11 protein-coding genes are annotated in these 14,747 nt (G+C 71.6%); 5 read left to right on the plus strand and 6 right to left on the minus strand.

The genetic code is table 11. The features are described 5' to 3' along the window. Positions 1-12: 12 nt before the first annotated feature. The 3 genes from ACFWV8_RS23500 to ACFWV8_RS23510 form a co-directional block, all read right to left on the minus strand. On the minus strand, positions 13-1,347 hold the full coding sequence (locus ACFWV8_RS23500; RefSeq protein WP_384205874.1) for an ABC transporter substrate-binding protein: 1,335 nt from the start codon (positions 1,345-1,347) through the stop codon (positions 13-15). 90 nt (positions 1,348-1,437) lie between these two features. Beyond that, a complete protein-coding gene (locus ACFWV8_RS23505; protein ID WP_384205947.1) occupies positions 1,438-2,604 on the minus strand; it encodes an ROK family protein in 1,167 nt (388 codons plus the stop codon). A 320-nt stretch (positions 2,605-2,924) separates the two neighbouring features. Beyond that, on the minus strand, positions 2,925-4,001 hold the full coding sequence (locus ACFWV8_RS23510; protein ID WP_384205880.1) for a mechanosensitive ion channel family protein: 1,077 nt from the start codon (positions 3,999-4,001) through the stop codon (positions 2,925-2,927). Between the two features lie 290 nt (positions 4,002-4,291). On the opposite strand from ACFWV8_RS23510, the gene ACFWV8_RS23515 reads away from it, so the two are divergent. Then, a complete protein-coding gene (locus ACFWV8_RS23515) occupies positions 4,292-4,828 on the plus strand; it encodes an HNH endonuclease (protein WP_069629656.1) in 537 nt (178 codons plus the stop codon). Between the two features lie 99 nt (positions 4,829-4,927). Here ACFWV8_RS23515 and ACFWV8_RS23520 read toward each other — a convergent pair whose 3' ends face one another. After that, the gene (locus ACFWV8_RS23520; protein ID WP_384205885.1) at positions 4,928-7,954 is read right to left on the minus strand and encodes a beta-N-acetylglucosaminidase domain-containing protein; all 3,027 of its coding nucleotides are present in this window, start codon (positions 7,952-7,954) and stop codon (positions 4,928-4,930) included. Positions 7,955-8,279: 325 nt separating this feature from the next. Here ACFWV8_RS23520 and ACFWV8_RS23525 point away from each other — a divergent pair, with 325 nt between their 5' ends. Genes ACFWV8_RS23525 through ACFWV8_RS23535 form a run of 3 tightly spaced genes read left to right on the plus strand, consistent with a single transcriptional unit; the run spans position 8,280 to position 11,025 of the window. Next, the gene (locus ACFWV8_RS23525; RefSeq protein ID WP_384205889.1) at positions 8,280-8,534 is read left to right on the plus strand and encodes a hypothetical protein; all 255 of its coding nucleotides are present in this window, start codon (positions 8,280-8,282) and stop codon (positions 8,532-8,534) included. Then, on the plus strand, positions 8,535-10,730 hold the full coding sequence (gene malQ, locus ACFWV8_RS23530) for a 4-alpha-glucanotransferase (protein ID WP_384205892.1): 2,196 nt from the start codon (positions 8,535-8,537) through the stop codon (positions 10,728-10,730). A 58-nt stretch (positions 10,731-10,788) separates the two neighbouring features. After that, on the plus strand, positions 10,789-11,025 hold the full coding sequence (locus ACFWV8_RS23535; protein ID WP_384205898.1) for a hypothetical protein: 237 nt from the start codon (positions 10,789-10,791) through the stop codon (positions 11,023-11,025). Between the two features lie 72 nt (positions 11,026-11,097). Here ACFWV8_RS23535 and ACFWV8_RS23540 read toward each other — a convergent pair whose 3' ends face one another. Beyond that, on the minus strand, positions 11,098-11,493 hold the full coding sequence (locus ACFWV8_RS23540) for a hypothetical protein (protein ID WP_384205901.1): 396 nt from the start codon (positions 11,491-11,493) through the stop codon (positions 11,098-11,100). A gap of 95 nt (positions 11,494-11,588) precedes the next feature. Further along, the gene (pepN, locus tag ACFWV8_RS23545) at positions 11,589-14,159 is read right to left on the minus strand and encodes an aminopeptidase N (RefSeq protein ID WP_384205907.1); all 2,571 of its coding nucleotides are present in this window, start codon (positions 14,157-14,159) and stop codon (positions 11,589-11,591) included. Positions 14,160-14,252: 93 nt separating this feature from the next. On the opposite strand from pepN, the gene ACFWV8_RS23550 reads away from it, so the two are divergent. Then, the gene (locus tag ACFWV8_RS23550; protein WP_384205953.1) at positions 14,253-14,579 is read left to right on the plus strand and encodes a type II toxin-antitoxin system PemK/MazF family toxin; all 327 of its coding nucleotides are present in this window, start codon (positions 14,253-14,255) and stop codon (positions 14,577-14,579) included. Positions 14,580-14,747: the final 168 nt, after the last annotated feature.

A 14,747-nucleotide genomic window follows, 5' to 3' on the forward strand; every position in this document is an offset into this window, starting at 1 on the left:
TTTCCCCGCCCGCTACTTGGCCTGCTCGATGTCGCGGTCGATCTGCTCCGCCGTCTTCTCCAGACCCTCCTGGAGGTCCTTCACGGAGCCCTTCTCGTACTGGAAGCCGAAGTCCTGGAGCGTCTGCTGGTACGTCGCTCCGTTGATCGCGCCGTCGGGGGTGCTGGACTTGGGATGCTGGGCGATGTCGAGGAACGTCTTGAAGCGCGGGTCGAAGTCCAGGTCGGGCGACTTGAGGGCGGGGAGGGTGGAGGGCACGTTGCGGATGCCGTTGGCGAACTCCACGACCGCCTTCGTGTCGGTGGTCATGTACTTCACCAGCTCCCAGGCGGCGTTCTGCTTCTTGCTCTGCGGCGCGATGCCCATGATCGTGCCGGACAGGAAGCCCTTGCCGTAGCTGTCGGCCTCGTCGTCGGCGACGGGCATCGGTGCCACGCCTATCTCGAAGTCGGCGCCCGCGTCCTCGGCCATGCCGAGCCGCCACTCGCCGTCGAGCTGCATCGCGACCTGGCCGGTGTGGAAGGGGTGCTTGGCGCCCCACTCGTCACCGAAGGTGCTGCGGAACTTCTCCAGCTTCTCGAAGCCGCCGAGGTCCTCGACGAGCTTTTTCTGATACGTGAACATCTCGGCGAAGGCCGGGTCCTTGGCGATGTTGGACTTGCCGTCCTTGTCGAAGTAGGCGTGGTCCCAGCTCGACATGTAGTGGTCCACGACCGTCTCGTAACCGTGGTACGTCGGCATCATGCCGACCCGCTCGTAGCTGTCGCCCTTGGGCTTGGTGAGCTTCTTGGCGACGTCGGCCAGTTCGGACATCGTCTTCGGCGGGGCTGTGATGCCCGCCTCCTTGAAGGCGTCCTTGTTGTAGTACAGCCCGTACGCGTCGCTGAGCAGCGGCAGCGCGCAGCGGTCGCCCTCGAACTGGGTGTACTGGAGCAGCACCTTCGGGAACGTCTTCTCAAGGTCGATCTTGTCCTTCTTTATGAAGGGGCCGAGATCGGCGAAGGCGCCGGAGGAGCAGAACTTGCCCACGTTGGAGGTGGTGAAGGACGACACGACGTCCGGGCCCTTCGAACCGCCCGCGCGCAGCGCCTGGTTGAGCTTGTCGTCGTTGATGTTGCCGATGACGTTCACCTTGATGTTCGGGTGGGCGTCCTCGAAGCGGTCGATGTTGTCCTTGATGGCCTTGACCTCGGAGGGCGCGCTCCAGCCGTGCCAGAAGGTGATCGTGGTTTTGGCGTTCGGGTCGTCCGACGCGGATTCGCCGGACTGCCCCGTACACGCGGCGGCGAGGACGGACAACGCGGCGACCGCGACGGCGGAAGCGGTCAGACGGCGGTTTGTGGGCATGACGGAACTCCCGGTGTCGTTCGGGTCCTGAAAGGTCCTGAAAGGGATGGTGTGGGTGTCGAGTGGGCTCGGAGGCCGGGGGCGGACGGGTCAGCGGGAGGTGTCGAAGACCTCGTCGCGGGTGGTCGCGAGGGCGCTCTCCAGCGCGCCCCGCAGCACGGGGTCCCGCCGCACCTCACCGATGAGCAGCCGGGGCCTGGAGGCGGCGAGTTCGGCGAGTTCCGCCTGGACGAGCGCGCGCAGCGGTTCTCCGCCTGCGGTGGTCACCCCACCGGCGAGGACGATGACCTCGGGGTCGAGCACCGCGGTCACGGACGCGAGACCGGTGGCGAGCCGCTGCGCGAACAGCCGCAGCAGCTCCGCCAGCCGCGGGTCGTCCTCGTGCCCGGCCGCCGCCTTCGTAAGGAGGCCGGCGGCGACGTCCGCGTACGGCTGCTCCGGGGTCTCGATGCCGAGACCGCGCGCGAGACGCGGTACCGACTGGGCGCCCGCGAGTTCCTGGAAACCGCCGCTGTTGGCCTTGACCACCTGGCGTACGAGGGGAGTGCCCGGCACCGGCAGGAAGCCGACCTCGCCGGCGCCGCCGGTGAAGCCGCGGTGCAGCCTGCCGCCGATGACCAGGGAGGCGCCGAGACCTTCCTGGTTCCACAGGAGGACGAAGTCGTCGTGGCCGCGGGCCGCTCCCAGCCGCTGTTCGGCGACCGCCGCGAGATTCACGTCGTTCTCGTACTCGACGGGCATCGGCAGGGCGGCGGCCAGTTCGTCGAGCAGCGTGGGGGAGTGCCAGCCGGGCAGGTGCGAGGCGTACCGCAGCCGTCCGGTCGACGGGTCGAAGGCGCCCGGCGTACCGATGACGACGCGGTGCACGTCGGAGCGCGCGAGACCGGCGGCCTTCACGGCGCCGTCCAGGGCGTCGGTCACCTGGGTCACCACGCTGTCGGCCGACCGGCGCCCCGGCGTGGGCAGTTCGAACCGGCCGACGGTGGCGCCGGTGATGTCGGCGACGGCGGCGAGGATGCGCTCCGGGTTCACGTCGAGCCCGGCGGCGTGGGCGGCGCCCGCGTTGACCGCGTACAGCTGGGCGTTGGGTCCTGGCCGCCCTTCGGTGGTGCCCGTGGCGACGACGAGACCGGCCGCCTCCAGGCGGGCCAGCAGCTGGGAGGCGGTCGGCTTGGAGAGGCCGGTCAGTTTGCCGATCCGGGTACGGGAGAGGGTGCCGTGTGCCAGCAGCAGGTCCAGTGCGGCGCGGTCGTTCATCGCGCGCAGGACGCGTGGTGTGCCCGGGGACGGCGTGGACGGATCGCTCACGGCGTGCACCTGCCCTTCGGCGACAGCTCTCCCGTGTGTCGCGCTTGGCGACACTGTTAGGAAAGTTTCCTATTTGATGGGAGGAAAGTAGGCCGGGCGTCGGGGAGCAGTCAATACCCGTAAAACGACCGACGCCCCGAGGCAACCAAAGCGTTACCTGCGGGGGCGCGTGTGCGACGGACTTTCGATTCGGTGCCGCTGGACCGGTTCGTCAGCCGGTCCCTGAGCCGGTCTCTGGGCCGGTCCTTGAATCGGCCCCTGAACCGGTCCTACTTGGTCAGATTGGGGTTGGGGGCCTGCTGCTGCGCTATCGGCGCCGCCGCGAGGGACTGCGGCGACGTGGGGCTCGCCAGGGCCGACGGCGCGGCCACGGCCGCCGCCGGGTCGGCCGGGGCCGCCTCCGTGCCCGCCAGGGGCAGTCCGCCGACGATCTGGATGCCCGCCGCGTCGAACGCCCGCTTGATGCGCCAGCGCAGCTCGCGCTCCACGCCCAGCGCCTTGCCCGGCATCGTCTTCGCGCTCACCCGCACCGTCATCGAATCGAGCAGGACGGAGTCCAGCCCCAGGACCTCGACCGGACCCCACAGCCGCTCGGCCCAGGGGTCCTCCTTGGCCATCTTCTCCGCGACCGAGGTGATGACGTCGCGGACCCTGTCGAGGTCCTCGCTCGGCCGGACCGTCACATCGACGCCGGCCGTGGCCCAGCCCTGGCTCAGGTTGCCGATCCGCTTCACCTCGCCGTTGCGGACGTACCAGATCTCGCCGTCGTCGCCGCGCAGCTTGGTCACCCGCAGGCCGACCTCGATGACCTCGCCGGACGCGACGCCCGCGTCGATGGTGTCGCCCACCCCGTACTGGTCCTCCAGGATCATGAAGACGCCGGAGAGGAAGTCGGTGACGAGATTGCGCGCGCCGAAGCCGAGGGCCACACCGGCGACGCCCGCCGATGCCAGCAGCGGTGCCAGATTGATGTTCAGCGCCCCGAGCGCCATCAGCGCGGCCGTACCGAGGACCAGGAACGATGTCACCGAGCGGAGCACCGAGCCGATGGCCTCGGAGCGCTGCCGGCGCCGCTCGGCGTTCACCAGGAGGCCGCCGAGGGCCGTGCCCTCGACGGCCGTGGCGCTGCGGTTCATCCGCGCTATCAGCTTGGTGATGGTGCGCCGCAGGACATGGCGCAGGACGAGCGCGATCACCACGATCAGCAGGATGCGCAGGCCGATGCTCAGCCAGGTGGACCAGTTCTGCTCCACCCAGCCCGCGGCTTCGTTGGCACGGTCCGCGGCCTCGTCGAGTGTGGCGGGCTCGGGCGACGGGCCGGGGACCGACGGGGCGGACGGGGACACGGCGGGACCTCCTGCGAAACACGGGCGGGGACCAACCACACTAACGGGGCATCGCCTCCGCTCCATTGCCCCGCGGGAGGGAGAGACACTCCTCACGCGCGGGTGGCGGGCGAAGTCGCAGGAAGGTACGGGGGCACGGACACGCCAGGTCAGGGGTCCCGGAGGGGGTGTGGGCGAAAACACTCCGAGCCCGTTACCAAGACGTGGTGGCGTTTCGACCAGGCATGAGGAGAGACTGAGACAGATCGTCCCGGCGCGAGCCACGCGCCGCCGGCGTACTAGGAGGCACCGTGCCACATGTCCTGGTCCTCAACGCGTCGTACGAGCCGCTCGGTGTCGTACCGCTCCGTCGCGCGCTCGTCCTCGTTCTGGAGAACAAGGCCATCTGCCTTGAGGAATCCGGCGCCTTCCTGCACAGCGAGACCCAGGTGCTCGCCGCACCCAGCGTCGTACGGCTGAAACGGTTCGTAAGGGTCCCCTACCGGGGGCCCGTTCCCCTCACCCGTCGTGCGCTGTTCGCCAGGGACGGCGGGCGCTGCATGTACTGCGGGAGCGTCGCCACCAGCGTCGACCACGTCATCCCGCGCAGCCGGGGCGGGAAACACGTGTGGGACAACGTGGTGGCGGCCTGCCGCCGCTGCAACCATGTCAAGGCCGACCGGCACCTGCGGGAGCTGGGGTGGAGACTGCGGCACCAGCCCGCGCCGCCGTCGGGGCTCGCCTGGCGGATCATCGGGACCGGACACCGGGATCCGCGCTGGATGCCGTATCTGCAACCCTTCGGCGCCGAGGACGCGGTGGCCCGGATCGACGGCATCTCTGCCTAGGATCCGGGCCTTCGTCGTGCCGGGGCGCGACGCGCCGTGTGCCGCTCAGGCATGCCCCTTCGGGGTCGCAGGCCGTGCCCTCCTCAGGAAGGCGGCGGCTTACGGAGACGGCGGCGGCGTCGCCTCCATGACCGCGTACGCCTCGACCGACCACAGCGAGTAACCGAAGCGGGTCGCCCGTCGCTCGCCCTGGATCCGGATGAAGCGGGTGTCCTTCGCGTCCATGCGGACGGACTCACGCCCGCCCCGCCCGTCCTCGACCCGCGTCGCGTCGCGCCACGAGCGGCCGTCGGCCGACACCTGGATCCGGTAGGCGCTCGCGTACGCGTCCTGCCAGTTCAGGACCACCTGGCCGAGCCGTACCGGCTCCGCAAGCTCCACCTGCCACCACGCGCCGTCCTCGGCGGGGGACGACCACCGTGTGGCCGGGTCGCCGTCGCTCGCGGCGGCGGCGGGGAAGTCGGGCGTCTCGTCGCCCGACGACGAGGGCACCGCGCCCGGCGTCCTTAGGAGGTCGGGCCCGCCCGTACGCGGCGAGGCCCGCACCGTCAGCGTGCGCTCCTCACCGCCGAACGACAGCGGCACCCGGTAGGTACCCGCCGGGGTGCCCTCGGGGACGGTCACCTGGACCGGCACCGTCGTACGGAGGCCGCGCGGCACCGTCACCCGCTCGGGCACCGTCACCTTGACGCCCTTCGGGGCCTTCGCCGTCAGCGCGCCGCTGATCGGTCCCGGACGCTGCGCCTCCAGCTCCGCCTCGACGGTCGTGGCCTTCCCGCCGATCTCGGCGTCCGCCACATCGCGGGCCAGTTCGAGCCGGACCCGCGGCTCGTCGGTGAACCACGGCACGACGCGCCGCACCGACGGCGTCGCCGCGCCCGGCACGTCCGGCCAGGTGATCCGTACGGCGTCGGCGCGGAGCCCCTTCGCGTCGGTCTGCGTCCAGCCGCTCTGCGACACGGGCCCCAGCCTCCGCCAGCCCTCGCCCGGGACATGCGCCTCCACGGAGGCGCCGTCGCCCGTTCCCGGCTCCGTCATGGTCGTGATCACGCCCACGGGGCGGGCGCGGCCGACTCCGACCGTGTACGCGTCCGTGCTCCGGGTGGCGCGGGCCTCCGGGCCGGCCGAGCGGTCGGCGCCGGTCCAGGCGGCCGATTCCTTGGCCGCGCGGTCCAGGAACGGGTCGAGCACGCCCTTGCCGACCGTGACCGTGCCCTTCGCCGCCGCCTCCCGCAGCGGTTCGAGGCTGAGCGACGCCTGCCAGGCGGCGTCACCGTCGCCCCGCGACTGCGCCTGGAGCATGTCGACCGACAGCTCACCGGCCCGCCCGTACCGCGCCAACTGCTCGCTCCACGGCCGCACTTCGTCGTCCAGCCGCCCGCCGGCCGTGCCGGACAGACGCTCCGGGGTCTCGCGCATCACCGTGAAGGCGGCCCGCAGCCGGCTCGCCGCCGCGTCCCTCGCCTTCGGGTTCTCCGCGGCCCTGGGCCCCGTACGGGTACGCCAGAACTCCTCCAGCAGAGGGCGCAGATACGCCGACTCCGTCCGGTTCAGGATCGACGAGGAGTCGTTCCCGGCGAGGGCGCCGATCGCCTCACGCGCCTCGGCGTCGTCGCCCGCGAGATCGTCCATCGCCGCCTGCCAGGACTCCTGCGGCTCGTAGCCGCGCGGATTCCACGCGTAGTCGGCGGCCGTGAACAGCGGGATACGCGACGCGGACGGCTGCTCCATCGCGTTGGCGAGCAGCGCCGCCGAGCCGGAGGCGACGGCGGGCTCACGGCCCGTGTAGGGGCCGAGGAAGATACGCCCCTGCTCGTAGTCGTTGACCGGGTAGTTGTCCATCGTCACCAGCGGGTGCTGCTTGAACGCCTCCCGCGCACCGGCCAGTTCGCTTCCGGTGATGGTGCGGGGCACCACGCCGACGCCCGTCCACGCCACCTGCACCCGGCCGTCGAGGTCGTCGGCGAGCGCCGTGCGGTACTCGGTGGCCCCGTCCTGGAAGTACTCCGTCGGCATCACGGTCAGCGGCTCACCGCCCGGGTACCGCCGCGCGAGATGCTCCGCCACCTCGTTCGCGACCCGCGCCTGCGCCTTCGCGGCGGCACCGGGACCGGAACCGAAGGTGTCCCGGTCGTCGTCGCAGTGCCACTCGCTGTAGCTGACGTCCTGGAACTGGAGCTGGAAGGCGCGCACCCCCAGCGCCCACATCGCGTCGAGCTTGCGGTTGAGCGCCTTGACGTCGTCCTTGGAGGACATGCACATGGCCTGGGCCGGCGCCACGGCCCAGGCGAGCGTCACATGGTTGCGCCGCGCGCGCTCGGCCAGGTCGCGGAACTCCGCACGCTGCGCGGCGGGATACGGCTCGCGCCAGCGCGCCTGGCGGAAGGCGTCGTCACCCGGCGCGTAGAGGTAGCGGTTCTGCTTCGTCCGCCCCATGAAGTCCACTTGCGACAGCCGCTCCTGATGGCCCCACGGGTCACCGTAGAAGCCCTCCGTCATCCCGCGTACGGCGGTGCCCGGCCAGTCCCGCACGAGAACGCCCGGCACCCTGGCCCGGCCAGGTGCGCCGACGATCAGCTGGCGCAGGGTCTGGGCCGCGTGGAAGAGACCGTCGTCGCCGACCCCGTCGAGCGCGATCGTCTCGCGGCCCCCGACGGTGCCCACGGCGATCCGGTAGCCGCCGGAGGGCAGATCGGTTCTCTCCCGTGCCCGCAGGGCCCTCAGCGCGTTCTGGGCGCCGCTGCCGCCCACCAGGACGACGGGGCCGTCGCCGGTCGGCGGGGGCGCGGGGCGGCCCGACACGGGCGGGGCTGTCGTACGCACCGTACGGACCCCGGCCTCGCGCAGCGCCTCCTTCAGGGCGTCGACGGCGTACGGATCCGTCTCCTCGGCCGCGACGACGGTGACCTCGTCACCGAGGGTGACGGACTGGCCGCCCGCCTTGAGCGACTGGGGACGGGGCCAGACGGCGGGCAGACCCGACTCCGTCTCCGCGTCGGGAGTGGTGGCCGCCGTGGCGCCCGGGTCGGCGGGTGCCGCCGTCGCGCCGGGCGCCGTGCCCAGGAGTCCGCCGATCACGGCCACCGCGACGGCTGTCGCCGTCCGCTTTCTGCGCCCGAGTTGCACGCCCCTGCTCCCCTCGTGGCTCCCTGAGTTCCGGTCTGTCCGGCCGATCGGCGTCGAGCCCACCACCCTGGGCTGAAGGTGTCAATGCGCGTGGCCGTTGTGCCCTTTTTGCCGGTTGTGATAGGCAGGGAGGGTCAACTGCCGCTCGGGGAACGCAGCGTGAGCCGGGGCACGTTAAGGGCATGTACGAGAAGTCCCCCCCGGTGGGCGGACGACGCTACTTCTCATACACGCCCTAGGTCCCCAGGAGAGTTACGTCTGTGGCCGTGCCGACTGGGTAGGGCTGCTGTGTCCCGTTGTCCGAGCCGTCTTTGGAGGCGCCGCCATGGCCGCCGCACAGTTGCTTCCCACCGCCCGTTCCAAACAGGCGGTTCCTGGTGACCCGGCCGGCGAGGAGCCCCTCGCCGTCACGCTGCCCGGACCGCTGACCAGCGACACGCCGGGCCCGCTCACCAGCGAACCGCCCCTGGCCGACGCCGCCCCCCTCACCAGCGAGCCCCCGCTCGCCGACGCCGCACCTCTCACCAGTGAGCCGACCGCGCCCGGTACGGCCGGTGGCACGGAGTTCTCAGGAGTCTGAATGGGCCTGGCCAGGCTCGCGGCGCTGCACGGTGTCGCCACCGTCCACTCACCGAGCCCCGACGTCGCCGTCCCGGTCCCCGGCGAGACGGTCGTCGCGGTGCTCGCCGCGCTGGGCGTCGACGCGTCCACGGACGAGGCCGTCCAGGACGCGCTGACCCGCGCCGAGTCCGCCGCCGCGAGCCGTCTGCTGCCGCCCACCGTGGTCGTGTGGACCACTCCCGGGAACGCCACCACCGGCGCGGGAACGACGGGGACGCCCTGCGGTTCACCCGTGGGGGTGCTGCCTCCCGCTCTTCCTCGGGCGCTGGCCGATCTGCCGCCGGGCACGCTCCTGCGCGTCGAGACGGAACAGGGCGACACGGTCGAGTGGCCCTCGCCCGACGCCCCGCCGCCGGACGCGCCCGCATCGGCTGCGGGCACGCCCCTCAGGGCTTCTGAGGGCCGTTCCTGGCCCGGTCTGCCGCTCGGGGTGCACCGGCTGGCCGCCGTCGCCGCCGACGGCCGTACGGCGGGCGCCGTGCTCGTTGTCGCCCCGCGCGAGGTGCCGCAGCCCCCGCCCCGTACGCACGGCTTCCTCGTCCAGCTCTACTCCCTGCTGTCCGGCCGCTCCTGGGGCATGGGTGACCTCGGCGACCTCGCGGAGCTCGCCACCTGGTCCGGCCGGGAGCTGGGCGCCGGTTTCGTCCAGATCAACCCGTTGCACGCCGCCGTCCCCGGCGACCCGACCGACCCCTCGCCGTACCGCCCCTCGTCGCGCCGCTTCCCCGACCCCGTCCATCTGCGGGTCGAGGCCGTCCCCGAGTACGCGTACGTCACCGGGCAGGGGACCGCGCGCCTCGCCGCGCTGCTGGAGCAGGCCGCCGGACTGCGCGCCGCCGTCCTGGAGAAGGACGCGCTGATCGACCGCGACGCCGTGTGGCGGCTCAAGCGCGAGGCCCTGGAGATCGTCCGCGAGGTCCCACTCGGCCCCGGCCGCCGGGCCGCCTACCACCACTTCCTGGCCGAGCGGGGCCAGGCCCTGGAGGACCACGCGACCTGGTGCGCGCTCGCCGAGGTGCACGGCTCCCGGTGGCGCGACTGGCCGCCCGGCCTGCGCGACCCGCGCTCCGCCGAGACCGGCCGGGCACGGCACGAGCTGATCGACCGCGTCGGCTTCCACAGCTGGCTGGCCTGGCTCACCGACGAACAGCTCGCGGCGGCGGGCCGCGCCGCCCGGGACGCGGGCATGGCCGTCGGCATCGTCCACGATCTCGCGGTGGGCGTGCACCCCGACGGCGCCGACGCCTGGGCGCAGCGCGACGCCTTCGCCGAAGGCATGTCCGTGGGCGCCCCGCCGGACGCCTTCAACGCCCACGGGCAGGACTGGGGGCTGCCGCCCTGGCGCCCCGACGTACTGGCCGCCTCCGGCTACGCGCCGTACCGAGGACTGCTCCGCGGGCTGCTGACGCACGCGGGCGCCCTGCGGATCGACCATGTGATGGGCCTGTTCCGGCTCTGGTGGGTGCCCGCCGGCGCGGACCCGACGCGAGGCACGTATGTGCGTTACGACGCCGAGGCGATGCTCGCCGTCCTCGTGCTGGAGGCGCACCGCGCGGGCGCCGTCGTCATAGGGGAGGACCTCGGCACGGTCGAGCCCGGCGTACGGGAGGCACTGCACCGCCGCGGGGTGCTCGGCACGTCCGTGCTCTGGTTCGAGCGCGACTGGCAGGGCACGGGCCTGCCGCTGCCCCCCGAGAGCTGGCGCGAGGACTGCGTCGCCACCGCCACCACCCACGACCTTCCGTCCACGGCCGCGCGCCTCACCGGCGGCCATGTGGAGCTCCGGCACCGGCTGGGGCTGCTCGGCCGCCCGCTGGAGGAGGAGCTGCGCGAGGAGTCAGCCGAGGTCGCCGAGTGGCTCGCCACCCTCACCCGGCTCGGCCTGCTGCCGCCCGACGGGGGCGACGAGGAGGAGCGGATCCGCGCGGTCCACCGCTTCCTGCTGCGTACACCGGCCCGCATGATCGGTGTCTGGCTGCCGGACGCGGTGGGCGACCGCAGACCGCAGAATCTGCCCGGGACATGGGACCAGTACCCGAACTGGCGGCTGCCGGTCGCCGACGCCGACGGCCGGCCGATGACGCTGGAGGAGCTGGCCGCCTCGCCCCGGTTGCACCGCCTGATGAGCGTATTGCGGCCCTCTGTCACGGATTGACACCTTGTACGGGACCCCCGGGCGCGCGCCTGCCGGGCGGGTTCGCTACGTTGGCACCGTGGACAAGAAGAACGCCCTGCGCGCCGGTGCCGTCATGGCCGGAACGACGCTGATGATGCTGCTCATGTCGTCTCCCGTGTTCGCCGTGAACCGCGACGACGGCGACGACCCGGGCCCCGGCCTGACCGTCGTGGAGACCCTCGGCCTGTACGTGCTGACGCCCCTGGCGGCGTTCGCGGTGATCGCCGGCCTGGTGATGGTCCTCGACAAGTCCAAGAAGCAGCACCGCGTCTGACAGGTCGGCCGCCCGCCTCCTGAAGAAGGCCCCGCGTGGCACACGTGTGCCACGCGGGCCGCTCCCGTGGAGCTATCCGCGCCAGGTGCCGATCCCGTCCCACGCCGCTTCCAGTTCACGCGCGGCGCTCACGCCGAGTTCGGCCCGCACGTACTCGTGCGCCTCAAGCATCTGCTGCTTGCCGTTGATCAGCGCCAACTCGGCACCGATCTCCCGGGTGCGGGGCCTTCCCTTCCTGGACAGGAATCCCCGGCCCCGCCCTGTCTCCGCGAGCTCGTGGATGAGCCGGTCGGCGGGGACGCTCAGGTCGAGCGGGCCACCGGCGCCCGGGACCGGGGGCGGCCCGAAGAGTTCCGCGAAGTGCTGCTCGATGCCCTTGCGCAGTCGTCGGTCACGCAGCTGGTTCCTGATCAGCGGGACCATCGCCACGAGACCGACGACCAGGATGAGGACGACGATCGGGGGCACGGCATCTCCTTCGTTCGCATCGTCTCGGATGATGCCCTGCCGTCCACCGCCGAACCAGGGGATCGGGGCCGGACCCGGCCCCGATCCCCGGCCCGTCAGCTCGCCGCCCGGTCCGCCTCCTGGGCGCGCAGCGCGCGGTCCACGCCCGCCCGGGACTCCGACATCAGGCGCCGCAGCGCCGCGTTCGGGGACGCCGAGGCCAGCCAGGCGTCGGTCGCGTCCAGCGTCGACCGCGCCACCTGGAGCGCGGGGTACAGACCCAGCGCGATCTGCTGCGCCATCTCGTGGCTGCGCGAGTCCCACACGCCCTTGACCACTTCGAAGTACTTCTCCGTGTACGGCGCGAGCAGTTCGAGCTGGTCCGTCTGGACGAACCCGCCGATGACCGCCTCCTGGAGCGCGTTCGGGAGCTTGTCGGACTCCACGACCGAGGCCCACGCCTCGGCCTTCGCCTCGGCCGTCGGGCGCGCCGAGCGTGCCGCCGCCGCGTGCCGCTCGCCCGCCGCCGTGCGGTCGCGCTCGTACTCCGCGGCGATCTCGTCCTCGTCGAACACCCCGACCGCCGCGAGCCGCTGGACGAACGCCCAGCGCAGCTCGGTGTCCACGGCCAGGCCCTCGACCGACTCCGAACCGTCCAGCAGCCCCTGGAGCAGATCCAGTTGCTGCGGCGTACGGGCCGTCGCCGCGAACGCGCGGGCCCAGGCCAGCTGGTGGTCGCTGCCCGGCTCCGCCGTCCGCAGATGCGCCAGCGTCGCCTCCGTCCACTGGGTGAGCCCCGCCTCGCGCCACTCCGGTGCCGCGTACAGGTCCAGCGCGAGCTTCACCTGGCGGTGCAGCGACTGCACCACGCCGATGTCCGTCTCCTTGGCGATGCCCGACAGCGCGAGCGCCAGGTAGTCGCGCGTGGCGAGCTCGCCGTCACGCGTCATGTCCCACGCGGACGCCCAGCTCAGCGCGCGCGGCAGCGACTCGGCGAAGTCCCCGAGGTGCGCGGTGACGACCCGCAGAGACTCCTCGTCGAGGCGCACCTTCGCGTACGACAGGTCGTCGTCGTTGAGCAGGATGACCGCGGGCCTGGGCGTGTTGGCGGGGAACGGCACCGGCGTCAGCTCGCCGTCGACGTCCAGTTCGATCCGGCTGCTCCGGACCAGTTTCCCGTCCTCGGCCAGGTCGTAGCAGCCGATCGCGATGCGGTGCGGGCGCAGCACCGCCGTGCCCTTCGCGCCCGGGGGCAGCGCGGGCGCCTCCTGCCGTACGGCGAGGGAGGCCACGTGCCCCGCCTCGTCCAGCTCGATCTCGGGCCGCAGGATGTTGATGCCGGCCGTCTCCAGCCACGCCTTCGACCAGGTCTTCAGATCACGCCCGGAGGTCTCCTCCAGCGCGCCGAGCAGATCCGAGAGGCGCGTGTTCCCGAACGCGTGCGCCTTGAAGTACGCCTGTACGCCCCGGAAGAACTCGTCCTGGCCGACATAGGCCACGAGCTGCTTGAGGACGGACGCCCCCTTCGCGTACGTGATCCCGTCGAAGTTGACGAGCACGTCGTCCAGGTCGGTGATCTCCGCCATGATCGGGTGCGTCGACGGGAGCTGGTCCTGCCGGTACGCCCACGTCTTCATGGAGTTGGCGAACGTCGTCCACGACTGCGGCCAGCGCGACTCCGGCGCGTGCGCGAGACACGCGATCGAGGTGTACGTCGCGAACGACTCGTTCAGCCACAGGTCGTTCCACCACTCCATGGTGACCAGGTCGCCGAACCACATGTGCGCCAGCTCGTGCAGGATCGTCTCGGCGCGCGTCTCGTACGCCGCGTCCGTCACCTTCGACCGGAAGACGTACTGGTCGCGGATGGTGACGGCGCCCGCGTTCTCCATCGCGCCCGCGTTGAACTCGGGCACGAAGAGCTGGTCGTACTTGGCGAACGGGTACGCGTAGTCGAACTTCTCCTGGAACCAGTCGAAGCCGAGCCGGGTGACCTCGAAGATCGCGTCCGCGTCCAGGTACTCGGCCAGCGAGGGCCGGCAGTAGACCCCGAGCGGCACCGACTGGCCGTCCTTCTCGTAGGCGCTGTGCACCGAGTGGTACGGACCGACGATCAGCGCAGTGATGTACGTCGAGATCCGCGGCGTCGGCTCGAAGCGCCACACGTTGGACTCGGGCTCCGGCGTGGGGGAGTTCGAGACCACGGTCCAGCCCTCCGGGGCGGTCACCGTGAACCGGAACGTCGCCTTGAGGTCGGGCTGCTCGAACGAGGCGAACACCCGCCGCGCGTCCGGCACCTCGAACTGCGTGTAGAGATAGGCCTGTTGGTCGACCGGGTCGACGAAGCGGTGCAGACCCTCACCGGTGTTGGTGTACTCGCAGTCCGCGGTCACCGTCAGCTCGTTCGCGCCCTGCCGCAGATGGTGCAGCGCGATGCGCGAGTCGCGGAAGACCGAGGCGACGTCGAGCTGCTTGCCGTTCAGCACCACCTGGTGGACGGCGGGTGCCACCAGGTCGATGAAGGTCTCCGCCCCGGCGTCCGCGCTCTCGAAGCGTACGGTCGTGACGGACCGGTAGGTCCCGCCCTCCTGCGCGCCGCTGAGATCGAGGTCGATCTCGTACGAGTCAACGGTGAGGAGGCGCGCCCGCTGCTGCGCCTCTTCACGGGTCAGATTTGTGCCAGGCACCCGGTCATCTCCTCGGATCGGTACGTTTTGGCTCATCTTTCCATGGGGCAGCGGGAGGGCGACCAGGTGGCGTGAGTGTTCCTACCTGGGTACATGGTCGATCTGGAGCCGGCGCGGGGCGGCGAGGCCAACAAGCGCAGACCAGCGGTGATCATCTCCAACGACGGTGCCAACGAGTCGGTGGAGCGCAACGGGAGAGGCGTGGTCACCGTGGTGCCTCTGACGTCGAACACCTCTCGCGTCCTCTCGTTCCAGGTCTTCCTCCGTGCGGGTGAATCCGGCCTGCCCAAGGATTCGAAAGCTCAGTGCGAGCAGATCCGTGCCGTGACCGCGGAGCGTGTTCTCCAGCGGGTCGGCTCGGTGCCACGCCAACGCATGGCCGAACTCGCAAAGGCACTTCGGCGGCACCTGGCGCTCTGAGCAGAGAGGGGGCGACCACCGAAAACTCGGGGCCGCCCCGTCGACCCACCGGACAGGGCCTAGGGCGTGTTTTAGAAGTCCCGTCTGGCCCACGGCGTCTGGCACGCGCGCTCGCTGCGTTGTCGGAGTCATCCAAGTACGTCCAGTACGAGGATGATCCTCCGCCTT

It is taken from the genome of Streptomyces sp. NPDC058665, assembly GCF_042714995.1.
Lineage (GTDB): Bacteria > Actinomycetota > Actinomycetes > Streptomycetales > Streptomycetaceae > Streptomyces.